21 protein-coding genes and 1 pseudogene are annotated in these 18,619 nt (G+C 66.0%); 8 read left to right on the plus strand and 14 right to left on the minus strand.

Annotation, left to right across the window (positions count from 1 at the left end):
• Positions 1-44 precede the first annotated feature (44 nt).
• From MacB4_RS01295 to MacB4_RS01310, 4 genes and pseudogenes are all read right to left on the minus strand, one after another.
• Positions 45-629, minus strand: a pseudogene (locus MacB4_RS01295) (methylated-DNA--[protein]-cysteine S-methyltransferase); the annotation flags it as partial.
• Positions 575-790 (minus strand): hypothetical protein, encoded by a 216-nt coding sequence (locus tag MacB4_RS01300; protein WP_206864090.1) that lies wholly within the window; start codon positions 788-790, stop codon positions 575-577. The gene MacB4_RS01300 and the pseudogene MacB4_RS01295, both read right to left, overlap by 55 nt.
• Entirely contained in the window at positions 762-1,274 is a 513-nt protein-coding gene (locus MacB4_RS01305) for a GNAT family N-acetyltransferase (protein ID WP_206864091.1), read from the minus strand. Before MacB4_RS01305 ends, MacB4_RS01300 begins: the two co-directional genes overlap by 29 nt.
• A gap of 26 nt (positions 1,275-1,300) precedes the next feature.
• Entirely contained in the window at positions 1,301-1,798 is a 498-nt protein-coding gene (locus tag MacB4_RS01310; protein ID WP_206864092.1) for a rhodanese-like domain-containing protein, read from the minus strand.
• Between the two features lie 338 nt (positions 1,799-2,136).
• Between MacB4_RS01310 and MacB4_RS01315 the strand changes: the two genes are divergently transcribed.
• Positions 2,137-2,613, plus strand: a complete 477-nt coding sequence (locus tag MacB4_RS01315; protein WP_206864093.1) for a hypothetical protein — start codon at positions 2,137-2,139, stop codon at positions 2,611-2,613.
• Positions 2,614-2,618: 5 nt separating this feature from the next.
• On the opposite strand, the gene MacB4_RS01320 is transcribed toward MacB4_RS01315, so the two are convergent.
• The 3 genes from MacB4_RS01320 to MacB4_RS01330 form a co-directional block, all read right to left on the minus strand.
• Positions 2,619-3,068 carry a hypothetical protein gene (locus tag MacB4_RS01320; RefSeq protein WP_206864094.1) on the minus strand — a complete coding sequence of 150 codons (450 nt, stop codon included), beginning with the start codon at positions 3,066-3,068 and terminating at the stop codon, positions 2,619-2,621.
• Positions 3,069-3,482 (minus strand): VOC family protein, encoded by a 414-nt coding sequence (locus tag MacB4_RS01325; protein ID WP_206864095.1) that lies wholly within the window; start codon positions 3,480-3,482, stop codon positions 3,069-3,071.
• Positions 3,483-3,563: 81 nt separating this feature from the next.
• Positions 3,564-4,898: a M20/M25/M40 family metallo-hydrolase gene (locus MacB4_RS01330; RefSeq protein ID WP_206864096.1), complete on the minus strand. Its 1,335-nt coding sequence runs from the start codon at positions 4,896-4,898 to the stop codon at positions 3,564-3,566.
• 125 nt (positions 4,899-5,023) lie between these two features.
• Between MacB4_RS01330 and MacB4_RS01335 the strand changes: the two genes are divergently transcribed.
• Entirely contained in the window at positions 5,024-5,716 is a 693-nt protein-coding gene (locus MacB4_RS01335) for a hypothetical protein (protein WP_206864097.1), read from the plus strand.
• A 49-nt stretch (positions 5,717-5,765) separates the two neighbouring features.
• Here MacB4_RS01335 and MacB4_RS01340 read toward each other — a convergent pair whose 3' ends face one another.
• Genes MacB4_RS01340 through MacB4_RS01350 form a run of 3 tightly spaced genes read right to left on the minus strand, consistent with a single transcriptional unit; the run spans position 5,766 to position 7,964 of the window.
• Positions 5,766-6,413, minus strand: coding sequence for an HAD family hydrolase (locus MacB4_RS01340; RefSeq protein WP_206864098.1), 648 nt, complete (start codon positions 6,411-6,413; stop codon positions 5,766-5,768).
• Positions 6,410-6,931 (minus strand): L,D-transpeptidase, encoded by a 522-nt coding sequence (locus MacB4_RS01345; RefSeq protein ID WP_206864099.1) that lies wholly within the window; start codon positions 6,929-6,931, stop codon positions 6,410-6,412. Before MacB4_RS01345 ends, MacB4_RS01340 begins: the two co-directional genes overlap by 4 nt.
• The gene (locus MacB4_RS01350) at positions 6,921-7,964 is read right to left on the minus strand and encodes an LOG family protein (protein ID WP_206864100.1); all 1,044 of its coding nucleotides are present in this window, start codon (positions 7,962-7,964) and stop codon (positions 6,921-6,923) included. Before MacB4_RS01350 ends, MacB4_RS01345 begins: the two co-directional genes overlap by 11 nt.
• A gap of 30 nt (positions 7,965-7,994) precedes the next feature.
• Between MacB4_RS01350 and MacB4_RS01355 the strand changes: the two genes are divergently transcribed.
• The 5 genes from MacB4_RS01355 to MacB4_RS01375 all read left to right on the plus strand — a co-directional run bounded on the left by MacB4_RS01355 (position 7,995) and on the right by MacB4_RS01375 (position 12,667).
• Positions 7,995-9,821 (plus strand): bifunctional homocysteine S-methyltransferase/methylenetetrahydrofolate reductase, encoded by a 1,827-nt coding sequence (locus MacB4_RS01355; protein ID WP_206864101.1) that lies wholly within the window; start codon positions 7,995-7,997, stop codon positions 9,819-9,821.
• On the plus strand, positions 9,818-10,042 hold the full coding sequence (locus MacB4_RS01360) for a hypothetical protein (RefSeq protein WP_206864102.1): 225 nt from the start codon (positions 9,818-9,820) through the stop codon (positions 10,040-10,042). Before MacB4_RS01355 ends, MacB4_RS01360 begins: the two co-directional genes overlap by 4 nt.
• Positions 10,039-10,662, plus strand: coding sequence for a hypothetical protein (locus MacB4_RS01365; RefSeq protein ID WP_206864103.1), 624 nt, complete (start codon positions 10,039-10,041; stop codon positions 10,660-10,662). Before MacB4_RS01360 ends, MacB4_RS01365 begins: the two co-directional genes overlap by 4 nt.
• Positions 10,663-10,779: 117 nt before the next feature.
• On the plus strand, positions 10,780-11,301 hold the full coding sequence (locus tag MacB4_RS01370; RefSeq protein WP_206864104.1) for a hypothetical protein: 522 nt from the start codon (positions 10,780-10,782) through the stop codon (positions 11,299-11,301).
• Positions 11,291-12,667 carry a hypothetical protein gene (locus MacB4_RS01375; protein WP_206864105.1) on the plus strand — a complete coding sequence of 459 codons (1,377 nt, stop codon included), beginning with the start codon at positions 11,291-11,293 and terminating at the stop codon, positions 12,665-12,667. Before MacB4_RS01370 ends, MacB4_RS01375 begins: the two co-directional genes overlap by 11 nt.
• Here MacB4_RS01375 and MacB4_RS01380 read toward each other — a convergent pair.
• Positions 12,588-13,178: a response regulator transcription factor gene (locus tag MacB4_RS01380; RefSeq protein WP_206864106.1), complete on the minus strand. Its 591-nt coding sequence runs from the start codon at positions 13,176-13,178 to the stop codon at positions 12,588-12,590. The two genes, MacB4_RS01375 and MacB4_RS01380, sit on opposite strands and share 80 nt — an antisense overlap.
• A gap of 102 nt (positions 13,179-13,280) precedes the next feature.
• Between MacB4_RS01380 and MacB4_RS01385 the strand changes: the two genes are divergently transcribed.
• Entirely contained in the window at positions 13,281-14,198 is a 918-nt protein-coding gene (locus MacB4_RS01385) for a hypothetical protein (protein ID WP_242529273.1), read from the plus strand.
• On the opposite strand, the gene MacB4_RS01390 is transcribed toward MacB4_RS01385, so the two are convergent.
• The 3 genes from MacB4_RS01390 to MacB4_RS01400 are packed head-to-tail and all read right to left on the minus strand — an operon-like array spanning position 14,195 to position 18,579.
• A complete protein-coding gene (locus MacB4_RS01390) occupies positions 14,195-15,304 on the minus strand; it encodes a lipocalin-like domain-containing protein (protein WP_206864107.1) in 1,110 nt (369 codons plus the stop codon). The two genes, MacB4_RS01385 and MacB4_RS01390, sit on opposite strands and share 4 nt — an antisense overlap.
• A 13-nt stretch (positions 15,305-15,317) precedes the next feature.
• Complete coding sequence (locus MacB4_RS01395; protein WP_206864108.1) at positions 15,318-17,864, minus strand: FtsX-like permease family protein; 2,547 nt, start codon at positions 17,862-17,864, stop codon at positions 15,318-15,320.
• Between the two features lie 10 nt (positions 17,865-17,874).
• Entirely contained in the window at positions 17,875-18,579 is a 705-nt protein-coding gene (locus MacB4_RS01400; protein WP_206864109.1) for an ABC transporter ATP-binding protein, read from the minus strand.
• Between the last annotated feature and the right edge of the window lie 40 nt (positions 18,580-18,619).

Raw genomic sequence — 18,619 nt, forward strand, 5'->3', positions numbered from 1 at the left:
GATGGGGGGATGGGTTGGCACCGAGCGCGGCCGACGAGCCACGCTCATCGCCCACTCTCCCGCCGCAAGAGCGCTTCCTTCCGCTCGATTCCCCACCGGTAGCCCGACCGGTGGCCATCGACCCTCCCGACACGATGGCAAGGGATCGCGACGGCCAGGGGATTGGCGGCACAGGCACGGGCCACGGCGCGAGCCGCCTTTGGCGCGCCGATCCGCCGGGCGATCTCGCCATAGCTCACCTGCCTGCCTGGCGGAATTTCCTTTAGGGCTCGCCAGACTCGGCATTGGAAGGGGGTGCCGAGGATGTCCAAGGGCAGGCCCAGGCCTTGGGCCGGGGCTTCGATGAAACCGACCACCTCGACGAGGAGCGGCTCGAGTGCCGAGTCCCCGCCGATCCGCCAGGCTTTAGGAAGGCGCTCCCGCAGATCGCGGAGCAGGGCTTCTGGATCATCGCCCAGGGAGATGGCGCAGACCCCGCGAGGACTCACCGCCACCAGGATCGATCCCAGCGAGCAGATGCCAAAAGCATAGCGAATTTCGCTGCCGATGCCCGCGGCCGGGAAGCAGGAAGGTGTCATGCCGAGAATCCTCTGGCGTTCATCGTGGGTCCGGCAGGATAGCCGGCGTCCCTTGACGCAGCGGCGCAGCAGGGGCTCTCTTCCGCAAGGGTGACCCGTTCGGCGAGGGTCGGAATCTCGTCCGCAGACTCGCTCTGCCGGGAGACAGCGCCCTGCCCGATCTCCCCGGAACCGGAGGCCGCATCAGCGGACCAGCGCGTAGAGAGCTTCATCGATGCATTCGCCGTCCTTGTAGACGCTCTTGCGGAGGATCCCTTCGCGCACAAAGCCCGCCTTTTGGAGCACGCGCATCGAGGCCGGGTTCCACGCAAAGACATAGGACTGAAGACGCACCAGGCCAAAGTGGTCCAAGGCGTACTCCGAGACCGCGCGGACGGCGGCTGTCATGATGCCGCGGCCCCAATAGGGCTCCCCAAGCCAGTAGCCGAGGTGGCCGGATTTGGCGAAGACGCCTTCTCCCCGATCGACTCCGATCCCACCGGCGGCCACGCCTTCCACTTCGATCGCCCAGTGGGTCGGCTCAGGCGTCGCTGCCAAAGAGGCCAGCCACTCTCGTGCATGATTCTGGGTGTAGGGATGGGGAAACCGGTGGGTCAGATTGCGCCAGACCTTCCGGTTGTTGGCCGCAGCGATCAGCGCCGTCTCGTCGTCCAGACGCCAATCCCGAACCGTGCACAAGCCGCATTCTAGACGCATCGATGCCTAGGGTCCCTCCGAAGGTTTCACCAACCTTTTTCGGTTGGATATCCCTTGTGGGTCCAGTCCTGCACAAAGTCGTGGGGCAGGTAGAGGACCTTCGCATCGGAGAATCCCAGCTCCTTCGCAGCCTGGAACGCCGGCCGGATGTTGGGGCAGACATCCAGAGGACAGCAGCCGCAGTAGAGAAGGATCTTCTGATCCTTAGGGAGTGAGGAGAGCGCGTCCTTGAGCGCCTGGATGCCTTCGGGGTCCTTTCCCGCGCCGATATAGATCGCGCCGTGGATATGGCCCGCCTTGTAGAGGAAGGGAAAGCCGACCTGAAAGATCCGGTAGGAAGGGCTTCCCGGCTTCTGCAGCGCCAAGAAATCCTTCGGCAGGAGGATGTCGCTTCTGGTCCAAGGGTCACCCGGAGCGATCGGAATCGAAGGCTCTTCACCCCGGAGAGGGACGGCGCCCCATAGCGCGAGGAGGAGGAGAAATCCCAGGGCCAGTCGGAACGAGGGGAGGAGGGAAGAAATCATGCGGACGATTCTCCCCATCTTTGGCCCGGATCCGCAATCCGGAAGCTTGCCCGAGGTTCGATCGGGCCCTTGGTTTCCCCTCGATCCGCAGCGACCCTCAGGAGGGTAGCGCCCACGGAGCCGAGGCACCCCGACCGGAGATCGATCGGTGTGGACCGCGAGCCCGCGGGCGGATGGGAATAGCTTCATCCTGCACTTCCTGGAAAAGAATATACAGCGCATTTCCTTTCGGTCGACCGCTCGAGGGGCCAGAAGCGGCCAAGGTCTCGCCTCTGTCTTCCCCGGCTTGCCTTTCGGAGAGGCGGAACCATAGGATCGAGGCGAACTCACCCTCGTTCGTGAAAAAGTTCCTGATCCTGCTCTTTGCCGTGTCTTTCTTTCTCCCGCTCAGAGCCCATGCCGATGTGCTCCTCGCTCGGTGGATGCCGGCGGAAAGGCCCGAATCCGGCCCCCTGGGAACGGGGACCGGGACGCTGGTTTGTGGGATGATGGAGTATCGGACGCTGCCCAACCGGCACTACATCATCCTTGGCTATGTCCGCGCGTGCAACGGGTTGTTCGGGAGCGCGCGCTCCCGGGCGGTCACACTGGCAAGGGAGCACGGAGCGGACGCGATCCTCGCGCTGAGCCGTGCGACCCGATCACCGGGTCATTTTCTGCTCCATGGGAAACCGGTCGAATCTTCCCTTTTCGTGGGTGCCTATGCGGCAATCCGCTTTCTCCAGCGCAAGAAGGAAAAGCCCGCTTGGGGCATTGCCGAAGCCCTGCTCCCGCTCTCCTCTCCCGCAGCCGTGTTGCCGGGCGAACGGGGATAGCCGGCCTACGGGGCCTTCGCTGCTTGCCGCTCCAGACGAATCGGCTTTCCGTTCACCAAGTGGCTCGGATCGAGAAGGGCATGGCCCTGCCGCTGGAAGACCGCGTAGACCTTCCCCTCGGAGCCGATCAGGATCCGATCGCCCCCGACTCGGTATTCGGATTCCCACGAATCGGCTTCGGTCTGGCCATCCGGCCAGCGTACGATCCGCTGCATCACCGCCTTACCCCCCGGCGCAAGGGAGAGGGTCACCCGGACCGTCGACTGGTCCGCCTCGGTCCAGCTGCCTCCGTATTGGCCCTCGGGGGACGAGGAGCCGGAACGGCAATCCAAAAGGAGAAGCGAAAGGAGGAAGAGCAGGAGGGGCGGCGGAGCCGCTCGGAGCCCATGCGCCCCCCTCCTGGCCTGCCGGAGGGGGGCTCCCCTCGCTTCGGATCGGCCATGGCCGCCACCCATCTAAAGATCGAGCCTTTCCGCGTTGATCTCGATCAAGTTCCGATCGGGGTCGAGCAGATACATCTGGGGAAATCCGGCTACCGAATGGGGATCGACCTTGATCCGGCGCAGCTCGTCGTCCGCGTCGGGCGTATAGCCTTTTTGCGCAAGCTCCTCAAGCGCTTCCCGGTAGCTGGCGACCCGCAGGGCGAAGTGTCCGTCCCGGGAGTCGATCCCCTTGCCCGTGCGCAGGGTCTGGCCAGGGGAGACAATCAGGTGGATCCGCTGGCCGCCCGGAAGAGCAAACCAGGCTCCGGGGAAAGGGAAGGGGGCTCGGAAAACTTCCTCCAGCCCCAGGATCTCGCGATAGAAGGTTTTCGATCGTTCCAGGTCGGTGACCGGCAGCGCGGCATGATGCAGAAGAAGGATTTTCATGGAAAGGTTCTTATGTCCTGGCGATTGGGAAAGGAAGAGCGGAGGCGACTTCCGGAATCGGCTACGGATCCAATCGTGCGCCTAGAACTCCTCCTGCAACAGGTCGAAGAGCACCCGGATGCCCCGCTGGAACTCGGCAACGGGTATCCGCTCCGAGTCGGAATGAGCGCTCCAGGCGGTTTCGGGATCGAGGACCATCGGCATGAACCCGTAGGCCACGGCCCCTTTCTGGCGCAGGTAGCGCGAGTCGGTGAAGCCCGAGCTGAGCAGCGGGCTCACGACCGCTTCCGGATAGTGGCGCCCGACCGTCCGCTCAATGGCCGCGAAGAAAGGGGTGTCCCAGCGACTCGGGGGCGCGGGGTCGGCGACCTCGTTCGCCAGCTCGATCGATACCGGGAGATCGGCCACCAGGGATCGGATCGAGGAAAGGAACCCCTGGGGATCGACCCCGGGGAGGAGGCGGCAGTCCAAGGTCGCCTCGGCGAGCGAGGGGATCACGTTGATCTTGGGGGGGGTCCCCACCCCCGCCGAGAGGCTGGTGAGAGCGACCGAGTTGCGCCGGATCGAGTCGGTGAAGGGATGGGGAGCGAGCGGCGCCCCCACCCGGGCGACCATCGCGTCTACGACCTCGGGAGGCCGGTCGACCTCCTTCCGTTCGAGGATCCGGGCGATCGCGCGCAAGAGGACCGCCGGGGCGTCGTCCGGCGTCGGGATTGAGCCGTGACCCGGGCGGCCGGTTGCCCGCAGCCGGAGCCAGACCGGCTGCTTGTCCCCCACTTGGATCACAAAGACGAGCCTGGGCGAAGCAAAGAGATCGCGGGTACCGAACCCCGACTCGTCGAGCACATACTCAGGCCCAAGATCCTTCCAGTGATTTTCGATCATCCAGCGGATGCCGTATTGGCCCCCGCTCTCCTCGTCTGCGGTGGCCAGGAAGAGGATGGTCCGCGGCGGCACGATCCCGGCCCTCTGGAGCGCCAGGAAGGCCATGAGCTGCTGGATCCCGAGCCCCTTCATGTCGAGCGTGCCCCGACCCCAAAGGAAGCCCCCTTGGACCGTCGCGGCGAAGGGAGGAAGCTTCCATCGGGAGGCATCCGCCGGGACCACATCCATGTGGTTGAGCAGGAGGAGGGGCTTGCGCGCCGGATCGCGCCCTGGCAGGCGGGCGAGGACGTTGCGCTGCGTGGGACCGCTCGCATAGACCCGGGGGGAAAATCCGCTCTCCTCCAGGAGCCGTCGCAGGAAATCCGCGGTCTCTGTCGTATCGGCCGGCGGGTTGACCGAAGGAATGCGAACATATGCCTGGAGGATCTCGAGCGCCTCCTTGCCCAGGCGGTTCCAGTCGAGGGGGGAAGAACCGGTCGTCGGCACGTTGACCCGGTTTTGGCGGATCGCAAGGGTCTTGTCAAAGACCAAAGTGGACGATGCCCGCTCCTCCGGCGCATGCAACCGAGGGCGCCCCCAAGGAGGTTGCCGCGCTTTGCGCGATCGACGCACAGGCCAGGAAAAGAAGCAACAACCCTCAAACCGGAGAAACAGAGATGGCTTCCCTTCAAGTCCACCTGACCGTAGGCCAGCACGCTTCGACGCCCCACATGCCCTGCACGCTCGATCCGCAGATGCGCGTCTTCTTTCAGCGGAATCTCGACCCGTTCGACGGCTCTTTGAGCATGACCGACTTCCTTCGGGCGACGGGCAATCTGCTGAGCGTGGTCCGCTCGAGCCTTTCCTGGGCAAGTCAGCTCTTGGCCGCTCCCTCCTCTCCGCAGCCCGATCGGAGGAGATCGAAGGCGGGGAAGGAGAACGGGGAGGAAAACGCGCCGTCGCCCGCGGCGGAGGAACGGGGAACTGATTGCGCGTCGAAGTCGCGCTCCGGACCGGAACCCAAAGCGGCAGCGTCGGCTCGAGAAGATTCCCCGACCGAGGAGCGCGTGCGCCGGACGCAGGAGGCCGGCCGCGCGGCGACCGCCGAGGCAAAGGAGAGGCTCCGGCGAGCCCGGAAGGAGAAAGGAGCCGAGCCGGCGGCGGCTTCCGAACTTCCGTGCGGCTCCAGGCCCCATGGGCTCCATCTGGCGATCGAGCTTTCGGTCCACGGGGAGCGGGAGGAAGGAGCGGGGACAAATTCGAGCGGGTCAGGACCGAATTGTCCGCCTTCGTTCCGGGGCTCGCTGAGCGTCCACTTCCCTCCGTCCCCATCCGGAGCCTCACGGAGAGGCGGCAGGGAGGGGAGGTGAGGGATCAGGGGAAACCGGCGTCAGGGAAAAGGCCGACTCGCGATCCGGCTCAAGCGGGACTCTTCCGGTTCTCCTCGAGGAAGCTTCGCGCTTCAGCCAGGTCGGCGAAGAGAAAGCTCGGGCGAGCCGCCTCGAGCTTGGCGCGGGTGTCGTAGCCGGTCAGGAGCGCTCCAGAAAGGATGCCGGCCGCATGAGCCGCTTCAATGTCATGGACCATGTCGCCCAAGAAGATCGCGTCCCGCGGCGTGAACCCCCGCTCTTCCCGCAGCTGGGAGAGGGTCACGCGCTTGTCGACGACCTCCGTATGGATCTCGGCGAAGTAGTCGAGGATTCCGTGCCGTCCGGCCTGATCCAGGAAGTGGTCCTTTTGAATCGTGCTCAGGAGGATCATCCGCAAGCCCCGGGTGCGGCAGAACTCAAGGAAGTCGGCAGCGTGGGGTAAGAGGGGGATCCGCGGACGGAAGAAGCGGAAGGCGGCATGGTAAAAGCGATCGAGGGTCTCCAAGGGAACTTCCGGAAGGATCGTCTGGTAGAAATCGCGCAGCGGAAGAAAAAAACGCTCCCGGAACTCTTCGATAGTCATGGTCGGCTTCCGGTAGAGGGTGAGCACCTGGTTGGCCGCCCGATGGACGAAGGGCAGGTCGTCGGCCAGGGTTCCGGACCAGTCGAGCAGGATCGTGCCAATGGGCTGGCTCACCAGCGGTTGCCTCCTTCCTCGATCAAGACCCGCGTCCCGACCGAGACATGCTCGAAGAGCTCGACCATCTCCTCGTTCCGCAGGCAGATGCAGCCCTTGCTCATGGGTTTTCCGATCGCGTCCTCGCGGTTGGTGCCGTGGAAATAGACGAAGCGCTCGCGGGTGGTCAGGTTGTGCGGCTCCATTCCCGCCAGCCAGAGGATACGGGTGAGGATCAGGCTCTGCTCGAAAAAGGGAGCGTCGGGGGTCCAGAGGAATCCGGTCGGCCGTCGTCCGCGAAACTCGGTGCCCAGCGGGAAGCCCTCTCCGATCTTTTCGCAGACGAAGTGCCATCCGCGAGGCGTCTGGTGGCTCTCCGGCTCCTCTCCGCAGCCGAGAAGGGCGGTGCTCACCGGAGCTTCCCAGACCGGCTCCTTGCCGCGCAGGACGCGCACCTTCTGCTCCCAGACCGAGACATGCAGCCAGATCCCTTCCGGTGCGGAGGAAGGGGTGGATCGGTCCCCGAGTTCAAAATGCATTGAGCCGGTCGATCAGTTGCCGCAGCCGCCCATAGGATCTGCGGTCGAAGGGAAAGCAGAGCCGCGGGAGGGAGAGCAGCTCCGGTTCGTTGGCCTCAGGCGGCAGGGCTCCGGTCCTCGAAAAGGAGCCGGGCCTGGCCACGATGTCCTCGAAATCCCGCTCGATCGCCGCAAGCGTCGAGTCGTCGGGCGCGCGATGGATGCGCAGGGCCAGGAGGTCCCCCACGAACCGGTAGGAGTGGAAGTTGTAGTAGAACCGCTCGATCTCCCGGGTCGCCTCCTCCAGCTCATCGGTGAAGGTAAAGAGGTGAAAGTCCTGCTCGGCAATCAGCCCGCGGGAGAGCAGCTCCTTACGCAGGAACTCCTGGAAGGCGCTCCAATAGGAGCCACCCGGGTAGTCGATGAAGACCACCGGGACGATGGGGGCCTTGCCCGTCTGCATGAGTGTAAGGGCCTCGAAGCATTCATCCATCGTTCCGAAGCCGCCGGGGAAGAGGGCGATGGCGTGGGATTCTTTGACGAAGTGGAGCTTCCGAGTAAAGAAGTAGCGAAAGAAGATCAGCTTCCGGTCGCCTTCGATCACCTCGTTCGGACGCTGCTCGCAGGGAAGGCGGATGTTGAGCCCGAAGCTCATCTCCTTTCCGGCTCCAAGCTGGGCCGCACCCATGATCCCATCGCCGCCCCCCGTCAAGACCATGAAGCCCGCCTTGGCGATCTGCTCGGCGAAGCTCCGGGCCATCCGCCAGTCTGGGGTGTCAGGAGCGAGGCGGGCCGAGCCAAAGATCGTCACCTTCTTGACTCCCCGGTAGGGTTGGAAGACGGCGTCGGCATACCGGATCTCCTTGAAGGCCTGGTTGATCATCCGGATGTCGCCGGGTGTGGTACCCTGGCGGGCGAAGCGGATCGCCGTCGCCACCATCTCGAAATACTCTCTCTGGCCGCTGCGGATGCCTGCCGCTTCGAGCAGCTCGGCGATCTTCTGATCCAGCGCGGGCTCGCCCGTGGAATAGCTCGCGCTTTTTTTTTCCGTCATCCCGACTCTATAATGCGTCCGCTTCCCATCATGGCAAATTTATTAGAACGGCTCTCCCAGCGGCTCCTTCTGGGCGACGGCGCTCTCGGAACCTACCTCTATTCGCTCGGGCTGCCTCGCCGCTACTGCCTCGAAGAGGCGAACTTGAGTCGTCCGGATCTGGTGCGGCGCGCCCACGCCGACTACCGGGAGGCAGGGTCGGGACTCCTCCGGACCAACACGACAGGGGCCAACCGCGCGAGCCTGGGCCGGTTCGGCCTCGAGGAGAGGGTGGGCGAGATCAACCGGAGAGGGGTCGAGCTCGCCCGAGAGGCTGCCGGCCAAGGGGAGTGCTTCCTTGCCGGAAGTGTTGGCCCGGTCTGGCTCCGCGCCTGGGAGGGAAACCTCTCTCCGGAGGAGCGGCGCTCCCTTTATCGGGAGCAGATCACGGCACTGCTGGAGGCGGGTTGCGACGTCATTCTTCTGGAGACCTTCACCGAGCTTCTCGAAGCAACGCTTGCGCTCTCGGTCGCCCAGGAGGTTGGGGCTCCGCTCGTCGCGGTCTCGCTCGCGGTCTTCGAGGAGGGCCGGCTCGGCAACGGCGACACCCTCGCCTCGGGCATCGCCTCGCTCCGCCAATCGAGCGCCCGGATTGTCGGCATCGGGGCAAGCTGCGGGATCTTGGCCTCGCTCCATCTGCTCGAGGGGATCGAGCTGCATGCGGGGGAGTTTCTCTGTGCGTTCCCCAATGCGGGAAAGCCCGAGTTCTACGAAGGACGACTCACCTATTCGGCGAGCCCCGAATATTTCGCCGCGAGCGTCGAGCGCTTCGTCGAGGAGGGGGTCCATCTGCTGGGAGGGGATTATGGGACGAGCCCGCGGCACATCGCGGCGATGGCGCCCGAGCTCGCTCGCCTTCGGCCCCGCCGCGAGAAGCCGCGGCGGCTCCGCCTTCCCGTGGTCGAGGTGGCCAGGGAGGCAGAGCCTCCCAAGATCGAAGAGGAGAGCCTTGTGGACCGGTGCAAGCGGAAGCCGGTCGCCATGGTCGAGCTCGATTCGCCTCGAACGCTTTCCATGGACAAGTTCCTCGAAGGGGTTCGTGCCCTGGAGAAGGCGGGGGCCGACGCGCTCACGCTGGCCGACAACTCGCTGGCCATCCTCCGCGTCAGCAATCTCGCGGCGGCCGTGGCGGCCCAGCGCTGCGCCCGGCTCCAGACGGTCCTCCACCTCGCCTGCCGCGATCGGAACCTGCTCGGCCTCCAGTCGGAGCTCATGGGGTTGTCGGTGCTCGGCTTCCGCCACGTGCTCGCCCTGACCGGAGATCCTGCCAAGGCGGGTGACCATCCTGGTGCAACCTCGGTCTACGACCTTAACTCTCTGGGGCTAATCAAGTTAATTGCGAAGCTCAACGCAGGGGTCTCCGCCGCAGGGCGCGACCTCAAGGCGAAGACCAACTTCGTGGTCGGCTGCGCCTTCAACCCCAACTCGGTGCAGTTCGATTCACAGGTACGCAAGCTCGAGTCGAAGATCGCCGCCGGCGCGCAATACACCATGACCCAGCCGGTCTTCGACGCGGAGCTGGTCCGCAAGAGTGCGGAGCGTCTCAAGCCATTGGGCATCCCGGTCTTCGTCGGGATCATGCCGGTGCTCAACTTCCGCAACGCCGAGTTCCTGCACAACGAGGTGCCGGGGATTTCGATCCCCGAAGGGCTGCGGGAGCGGCTACGGTATCTCGACGGGCCAAAGGCCACGGAGGTGGGGCTGGAAGCCGCGCGCGCGCTCGCGGAGGCGGTGCTCGAGCGGTTCGGCGGGATCTATCTGATTACCCCGTTCACACGCTACGACCTCTCCGTCCGGCTCCTCGAGGAGCTTTTTTGAGCAAAGGAAGCGTCGGTGCCGCAGGGGACGGTTCCTCCTTCCCAGGCTCCATCGATTCCAAGAACAAGCTTGCGTCTGGGGTCGCCCGGGCCAAATCCTGGCAGCGGGAGGCGCGCACGGTGCACGTCTATTTCGACATCACGGCGGGCGGGGCGGAGGGGGACAACGCACCCGGCTTCCTGACCCGGCTTCCGGCCAAAGGAAGCGAGGGTTCCCGGTGAGATCCCGGCTCCTCCTCTGCCTCCTCGCCTTCTTCCTCATGGTCGGAGAGGCTTCTCCTTCCCCCTCGAACCCTGGCGCTGCCGACCCTTCCTCTCCACACAAGAAGGCGCTCAAGAGGGAGCCCACAATCTTTGCCGTCGTCGAATATGGACCCCGCATCTCGCCCGAAGTGCAGTCCGAGAAGGACCGCTACCTCGCGGAGCTCTCCGAGGCCTTCGAAGCCAAGGTTCAGCAGGAAGCGGCCCGGAGGCGGCTTTCCCTAGCGGGACTCGCGATGACGCCGACCCACGGCTTCGTGGCCGTTGCCTTTTTCCTGAACGCCGCCGGCGTGATCACCGAAAAGACCGTGCTCCGCACCGAGGGAGAAGCCGCCGGCCTGGTCGAGCGCACGACCCTCGATGCGCTTCGCGCGCTGACTCTCTACATTCCTCCACCGGCCGGGGTCCGGGCCGAACTGGGGGAGGGGGCGTGGAAGTTCTTCTGCTGCTGGTGGCCTCCGGGATTTGGCGCCCTCAACGACGACCTCGAGACCGCGTCCCGGTCGATCAACAAGTTTGCTGCGTTCCTCGACGCCAAGGCCACGTCGAGCCGTCCTTTGGAAATCCGGCGGGGGCACTGAGGACGGCGCCCCTTCCGCCCGCTCCCGGGAACAATTTTCTTGCCTGGGAAAGGTGGCGGTTGCCTACTGGCTCCCGGATCGCTAAAAGGGAGTGTTTTACCCCCAAAAGAGAACCTGGTGAAGCTCGAAAGCCTGAAGCAGATCACCGCGGCGCTCAATGCCGCAGGAGCCCGGTTTCTGGTTGTCGGGGGCCTGGCGGTGGTCGCCCATGGCTACGGGAGATCGACCATGGACATGGACCTGGTCGTCGACTTTTCCCGCAAGAACCTCGCGTCGGTCTTTTCGGCCTTGGCGCAATTGGGCTATCGACCGGTACCGCCGGTCGATCCCATGGATCTCGCCGATCCTTCCGCCCGCAAGCGCTGGGTGGAGGAAAAGGGGATGCGCGTGCTTCCCCTCCAGAGCGAGGCCCATTGGGAGACCCCGGTCGACATCTTTGTCGTCGAGTCGTTCTCCTTCGAGCGCGAGTACGAGCACGCCCTGCAGGAGCGCCTGCCGGGCGGGGAGCCGATCCGATTCGTTCGCGTCGAGACCCTGATCGCCATGAAGCAGGGTGCGGGTCGTCATCAGGACCTCGCCGACATCGCGGAATTGAAGCTTTCGATCGAGCAAGAAAGAGGAGAGAAGAATGGAAGCTGAAACCGATCCGAACTACAAGCAGTGGGACATTCCCCGGAACGCCCAGCGGAAGCTGTTTCGCGCCCTTCCGCTGGGGAGGAAGCTGGCGATTGCGGCCGACCTGGCCGACTTGGTCCGCCTCTTCCAGCGGAAGGCACCCGCATCGGCGATCCTCTCGCCGGGTGCTTGGGCGCAAGTCCCGACTCTTCCGCGGGAAGCGATCGCCGCCGGGGTCGTCGCGGAAGAGGGGGGGAAAATGCATCGGGCCCCCTTCCGTCCGGCGGGTCATGGCTCCCTCGGTGGCCACCTCCGCTCCGCCTGCTTGGCGGCCCTCCTCGCGGCGTCTCCGTCGGCCCTCCTGTGGGCCGCCTCGGACGCGAAGCCCAGCAGCCCGGCTCCGACGGCCTCCGCCCGCGTGGTCAAGTTCGTGCATGTGCCGGAGATCCTCGAAGAGCAGGGGCCTCGTCCGAAGAACGTCTGGGTCTATGGCCGGTTCACCGCCCGCGGCCCGGTCTCCGACGGACTCTTCGTCGCCTCAGTCAATGAGGGGATCAACTGGCCCGATTGGGAGGAGCATTTCAATCTGATCGACAACCCCGGGAACTACGTCTTTCGGCGGGTCGTCTTCTCGACCAAGTCACCCCTGCCGGAGATGCGGAAGGGGACCAAGTTCATGATCCCGAAGGAGCATCCGGCCAGGCTCGTGGAGATCGACCAGGTGGATGGCACGATCGCGCGCATGGTGCTCGAATCGCCGCCCGTGATCGAGTCGCAGGTTGGAGCCGGTCAACCGGTCAAGCCGGGAACCGGCGCCGCTGGGAAGGCCTCCGTCGGCGAGCGGCCGCGAAGGCTGGTCTACTTCAAGCAGCTCGGTTCGATCGCGAAGGTCGAGGGATCGCATCCAGCAAACCTCTGGACTTGGGGAAATTTCAGCGCCCGTTCAGACCTCCGGGACGGCATCTTTACCGCCACCCCGGCCGGAGTCGAGAGCCGTCGGGTGATCGAATGGATCGCCGGAGCGGTGTTGATCTATCCGATCGTCGAGATCCCCAGCAGGGTCATCTTCTACACCCATCGACCGAGGAAGATCCGAAACGGAGACCGGATCGAGATCACCGCGAAGCACCCGGCTCAGGTGAGACGGCTCTTCGAGTCCGGGGGGGTCCTGGTCTGGCTCGATCTTGATCCTCCGCAAACCTCCGGGATTTCCGTGCGGCTGGGATCGAGCGGAGGCGAGCCCGCTCTTTCCCCACCGGCTCCCTCGACTCCGGCTCCGAACCCGGCTCCGGGGGCCGCGGCCCCGATCGCTACGCCCTCCGCGGGCTCCCAGGGGGCCACTCCAACAGAAGCCCCTTCCCCCGAACGGGTCGCAGCAGAATCCCCGTAACGGAGTGGCTCAGCTTCCTTCGCAGGTTGGCCAAGTGGGCGTGCAGGAGGCGCGGCGACGCTGCTTTTCCCGGGCGTCGGCGACGCAGCTGCGCGGCCAGCTCCTCGATGAGGACGATGCGCCCGGCATGTCGGAAGAGGTAGCTGGCGATCGCAAACTCGGTAGGGGTGAGGACCACTGCTCGCTCTCCCCTCCGCAAGAGCCGCTTCTGGCGATCCAAAACCAAAGGGAGCGAGTCGACGGCCACCGCCGAGCTCCGCCCACACCGGCGCCCGAGGCTTTTCAGGATCGCCCGGAGCTCCTCCTCGGAGCCTCGGAGGGACAGGAGGAAATCTGCTCCCCTCTCCAGCGCCTCCCTTCGCGCCTCGGGCTCGTCCCTTTCCGCCAACGCCACGATCGGAACCCACCAGGGCAGCCTGCGCAGGCGGGAGAGGAGGGCCGTTTCCTGTCGCGTCTCTGTCGGCCACCGGAGCAGGACGACCGGAAGAGGGGACTGATGGACGAGCTCCATCGTTTTTGCGGGGGTTGGCACGCTTTCGTACGGAATTTCCGCGCCTTGCAGAAAAAGGGCGAGATCGCTCACCCCCCGCTCAGAAAAACCGACAAGGAGCACATGGAGCCGTTTTTTGGGTGCTTTCCACGGCTCTCGCGCCGATGGGCCTGCCATCATGCCCTCGGGGTGGGTCGATCCCCTTCGTCGCCGCAACCGAATCTCCGGCCACGACGGAGGGCGGGAGCCTCCGCCGGCGCGCAGCTCTGGATCTTGGTCGGCTGGCTTGGCCTTCTGGCGGCTCAGGCTTCTGCGTCGGGGTCCTCGCTCTCCCCCGCGGAGGCCGAGTCGATCGGCCGCCGCCTCTGGCAGAACGAGTCGGGGGGGACCCGCTCGGGACTCACCGCCTGGAATGCCGGGGAAGAGTTCGCTTCGCTCGGCATCGGCCACTTCATCTGGTATCCGGCCGGAGTCCGTGGCCCTTTCGAGGAGAGCTTTCCGCAGCTGCTCCGGTTTCTCGAGCGGCGAGGGATCTCGCTTCCGGAATGGCTCAGGCACGCCTCCGCCTGTCCTTGGCCGAACCGGCGGGCCTTCCTGGCCGCGGCGGCGAGCAGGCCGATGAACGAGCTCCGCTCCCTTCTGGCCGACACGGTCGGCGAGCAGACCCGATTCGCGATCGACCGATTGGAAGGGTCTCTCCCAAAGATGCTCGCCTCCCTGCCGGAAGGGGAGCGAGGGCGGATCGAAACGAGCTTCCATGCCCTCGAAACCACTCCCGGTGGGCTCTTTGCGCTCGTCGACTACGTCAACTTCAAGGGGGAGGGGACCTTTCCGACGGAGCGCTATCAGGGGGAAGGGTGGGGGCTGCTGAACGTCCTCCAGGCGATGGAGCCGGGACCGGCCCTTCCGTCCTTCCGACGGGCGGCCCGGATCGTGCTCGAGAGAAGGGTGCGCAACGCGCCTCCAGCGCGGCACGAGGAGCGCTGGCTCCGCGGCTGGCTCAACCGGGTCGACGGCTACCGCGAGGGGGGTGCCGGTTAGTGGAGCGGCGCGCCCGCGTAGCCGGTGAGCTCCATGTAGCCAACCCCGTGGAGCGGCTGTGCCCCGCGGGTACCGGAAACCCGGACCGCTCCCTCCCAGTAGGCGATCTCCCCGAGCGCATGGAGATCGAGCTCCTGATCGGCCATGCGGGGGCGGACTTCGACCTCCAACCCGAGCGAAGGCACCCGGATCCGCCACCCCGCCGGATAGCGCGCCCCGGTGTGGGGGCTCTTCCAGAGCCCAAGCCGCTCGAGCGTAAACTCCCCGTAGCGGAGCCCCCTCCGGGTTCCGTCCGGTTCGATCCAGCTCCCACCGGCGGTCGTGTCGATCGAGCCGTCCTTCTTCCGGAGACCGTAGAGCATCAGCTCCTCGCCTGAATCGAGCTGGAGCGCGAACCAGTCCCATCCAACCTGGTCCTTGCCCAGGGTGCTCGAGCTGAACTCATGATCAAACCAGCTCGTGCCACGGAGCGAGAGGGTCTTTTTCCCCTCCTCGATCGTCCCCTGGGTCTCGAGCCGGGTGAAGGAGTAGTAGTAGGAGGCGGCTCCCGGCTCGTCGGCCTTCCGGCTCAGGCCTCGCTCTCCGTGGAGCACCGGAGGCTTGCGGGGGAGGAGCGAAAGATCGAGCTTCTTGCCCCTCTCCGCGGCATGGACCCGGAGCGAGCCTTCGGGCCGCTGCTCGATTCGCCAGTCTCCGACCCAGACCTCCATCTTCCCCTCAGCACTCCCCGCCTCCCCGAGCGCCCCCCGGTCGGCCCGCTCCGCAAAGAAGAACTCATTGGCCCCCAGGTCGCTGATTGCGAAATGGCCGAAGAAGAGATCCCGGATCTTCCACCGGCTCGCGCCTTGCGGTGGCTCTCGGAAGAGGCCGCGCCGAAAGAGGGTGAGCTCGAAGCCGTAAGCCGCCCCGGTGGGAGAGGAGAGATTGCCGGTCAGGTACCACCACTCGATCTGAAAGTCGGAATGGTTGCCATGATCCCGGGGGAAGCTCCAGCTCCACGGATGCTCCGCAAAGGCCCAGCCCTCGGCCACAGCGGCTCGCCCAGAGCCCGCGTCCCAAAGGAGGGCCAGCAGGAGGAGGGCGTTTGCCGCAAGGCGGGAGCGCATGGGGTGGGCGAGCTTACTCCATCCGCATCGCTTCGGCGATCGGAATGCGGGCGCACTTCCGCGCGGGCCAGTAGGCCGAAAGGACCGCGGCCAGGATGACGGCGGGAGGGAGCTCCCAGAGGAGCTTCCAGGGCATCGTCCAGCGGACGGTCCAGCCGAAGAAGGAGGGATTGATCACGTAGGTGAGCACCAGCGAGAGCCCCGTTCCGGCCAGGAGCCCGAGCAGGGAGGCGATGGCGCCGAGAAGAGCCCCTTCCCCGACCAGCATCGCTTCGACCCCGGAGCGCCCGACTCCGATCGAGCGCAAGACCCCGATCTCCCGGCGGCGTTCGACGCTCAAGATCAGGAAGTTGAGGAAGATCCCGCTGGCACAGACGATGAGCGTGATCCCCTTGAGCAGCTCGGTCACCGTAAAGGTCTGGTCGAAGACCCGGAAGACTTCCTTGCGCACCTCCCGGTTGGAGAAGACGACCCAATCGCCGATCGGCGCGACCTGCCGCTGGAGGCCCTTCCGGACCTCTTCGGGATCCGATCCCGGCCGGAGGTAGAGCCCCAGGGTCTGGCAGCGATCCTCGTCCCAATAGCGCCGATAGGCCCCCCAGTCGATGAGGAAGAGCCCGAACTCGGTCGTGTAGTCATAGAACACCCCCGCGACCGTGAAGAGCCGCTCGCCCCGGGGAGTCGGGATCTCGATCCGGTCGCCCTCCTGGACATGGAATCGCTTGGCGAAGCTCTCGTTGACGACGATCCGGTCCAGTCCTGTCGATTCGGCCAGGATCCGCCGCGCGTCGCCCTGCCGCAGGGAAAGGCCGCTATATTGGGCGGCGATCGGAAAGCGAAGGGTGGCGCACTTGACCGTCTCTCCCCGAAAGATGATCCGCTGCTCCCGGTAGCGTTCGTAGGCGGCGACCGAGGGGAGGGAGGAGACCGCCGCCTCGATCTCCGGAGGGAGGGCCTGCTGGGTCCCCGCCCGCACGTTGATCGCGGGGGCAACAAAGAGGTCGGCCGTCACGGTCCGATGGAGCCAGTCGTCGACCGTCCTCCGGAAGCTGTAGATCATGACGGTGACGCTCACATACATCGCGAGCGCGGCCAGCAGAGCGGCGACGGTGATCGCGTTGTGGTGGAGCGAACGGGCAAAATGGGCCATCGCCAGCCGCGGCAGGACCGAACGGAAGCGGAAGCGGCGCGCGACCTCCCGGCAGACCAGCGGGACGAGCAGCGTGAACCCGAGGAGCGCAAAGAGGGCCGAGCCAAAGCTGAGCGCGGCCGGTCCGGTGACCAGCGCGAGCGCGGCCAAGCCTCCCGAGAGCGCCCAGCAGAGGATCGCGGCGACCGCCCACCCGGGTCCAGCTCGATGACTCTTCTCCGCCAGCGTTCCCAAGGAAAAGGCCTCCACCGGCTCGACGCTCGAGGCTTCCCGGGCGGGAAACCAGGCCGCCGCCGCCACCGCAGCGAGCCCAGCGAATGAGGCGATCCCGATCGCTCCGCTCGAAACCGAGATCCGCTCGATGTGGAGGAGGGCATAGATCGCGGTGACGCTCTCGGAGATCACGCCAAGCAAGCTCCGCGCCAGGAACAGGCCAAAGGGCAGGCCAAGCAGGACGCCGATGCCTCCCACCGCGAGCGCCTCCCCCAGGAAGAGCATCTGGACGCGAGACCGCGGAAGCCCGAGGCTGCGCAAGAGCCCGATCTCCCCGCGCCGGCGGACGACCGAAGCCTCCACCGCGTTGTAGATCATGTACATCGCAACGAAGAGGGAGACCAGGGAGAGGGCGGTCAGGTTGAGCTCGAAGGCCCCGAGCATCTTCTCGACCCGCCGGCTCCGCCCTTCCGGCGTCTGGACGATCACCGAAGGGGGCAGCCGCTCCCGGAGCTGGGAGGCGACCCACCCGGCGTCGACTCCTTCCGCGAGGAGGCAGCTGATCCGGGAAAGCTTTCCGACGCTCCCGAAGCTCTCCTGGGCGCCCGCGATGTCGAGGAGGGCCAGATGCTCATCGGCGCCGACCGCTTTCCCCTGGAACTCGACCAGGGAGCGGAGCACGAATGGGACCGGCCCCGTCTCCGTCCGGACGGTGATCCGGTCTCCGAGCCGCAGTCCCAGCTTCCGGGCGAGCGTCGCGGTGAGCGCAATCGCCCGGGGATCCCGGAAGAACTCGAGCAGGTCGCTCTCCGAGCTCCCGCCTGCCTCGAGCGTGAAGGCCCGGAAGGGGACGTTGGAGAAGAGGTCGATCCCTTCGAGCTGGAGATATTCCCCGGAGTGGTCGGCGACCAGGCAGACCTGCTCGACCAGCGGGGTGGCCGCCGCGATCCCCGGAGTGCTCCGGACCGTCCGGAGGAGCTCCTCGTCCATCGGCACTCCATCGCCCGATACCTCCAGGTTGGCCTTGCCGGCCGTGGCGTCGACCGAGGCCCGGAACGCGGCCAAGGCGCTCCGGTTGAGGACCAAGACTCCGACGAAGAGGGCGACGCCCAGAGCTACCGAGAGCACCGTGACGGCCGACATCGCCGGATGGCGGAGGATCTGGCGTCCACAGTGGCGAAGGAAAAGGGCGAGCATGGCGGCGGGGCTAGGGTTCCGGAGGGCTTAGCGAGTCGTCTCCGAGGATCCGTCCATCCCGCATCCGGACGACACGGGAGCTCGCCGCCGCGACCTCCTGGCTGTGTGTGGCGAGCACGAGCGTCGCTCCATGCCGCCTCCCGAGATCCCGGAAGAGCTCGATCACGATCCGGCTCGCCTCCGAATCGAGGTTCCCGGTCGGCTCGTCCGCCAGCACCAGCCCGGGTTCGAGCAGGAGCGCCCGCGCGATCGCAACCCGCTGCATCTCCCCCCCGGACATCTGCTCGGGTCGGTGGTGGCTCCGGTGGGCGAGCCCCACCTCCTCCAGGAGAGCCCGCGCCTTCCGCCGCGCCTCCTTGGACGCCATGCCCCGGAGGAGACCCGGAAGCTCGACATTCTCCTCGGCGGTCAACGTTGGCAGCAAGTTGAAGAACTGGAAGACGATCCCGATCTTCCCCAGCCGCATCTGGGTGAGCTTCCGGTCCTCGAGCTCCGCCAGCGATTCGCCCAGGACGACGATCCTTCCTTGGCTCGGCCGGTCGATCCCCGCAAGCAGGTGGAGCAGCGAGCTCTTGCCGCAGCCGCTCGGACCCACGAGCGCCACGAACTCGCCCTCCTCGATCTCGAGGCTGACCGAGCGGAGGGCACAGGTGGCACCCTCCCCTGAGCCATAATGCTTGGAAACCCGATCGAGCCGGGCGATCACGCGTCTCAAAGAACTTCCTCCGCGCTCCGATCTCTGACGACTCGACGCT

Origin of the sequence: Methylacidimicrobium sp. B4 (assembly GCF_017310545.1) — a bacterium.
Lineage (GTDB): Bacteria > Verrucomicrobiota > Verrucomicrobiia > Methylacidiphilales > Methylacidiphilaceae > Methylacidimicrobium.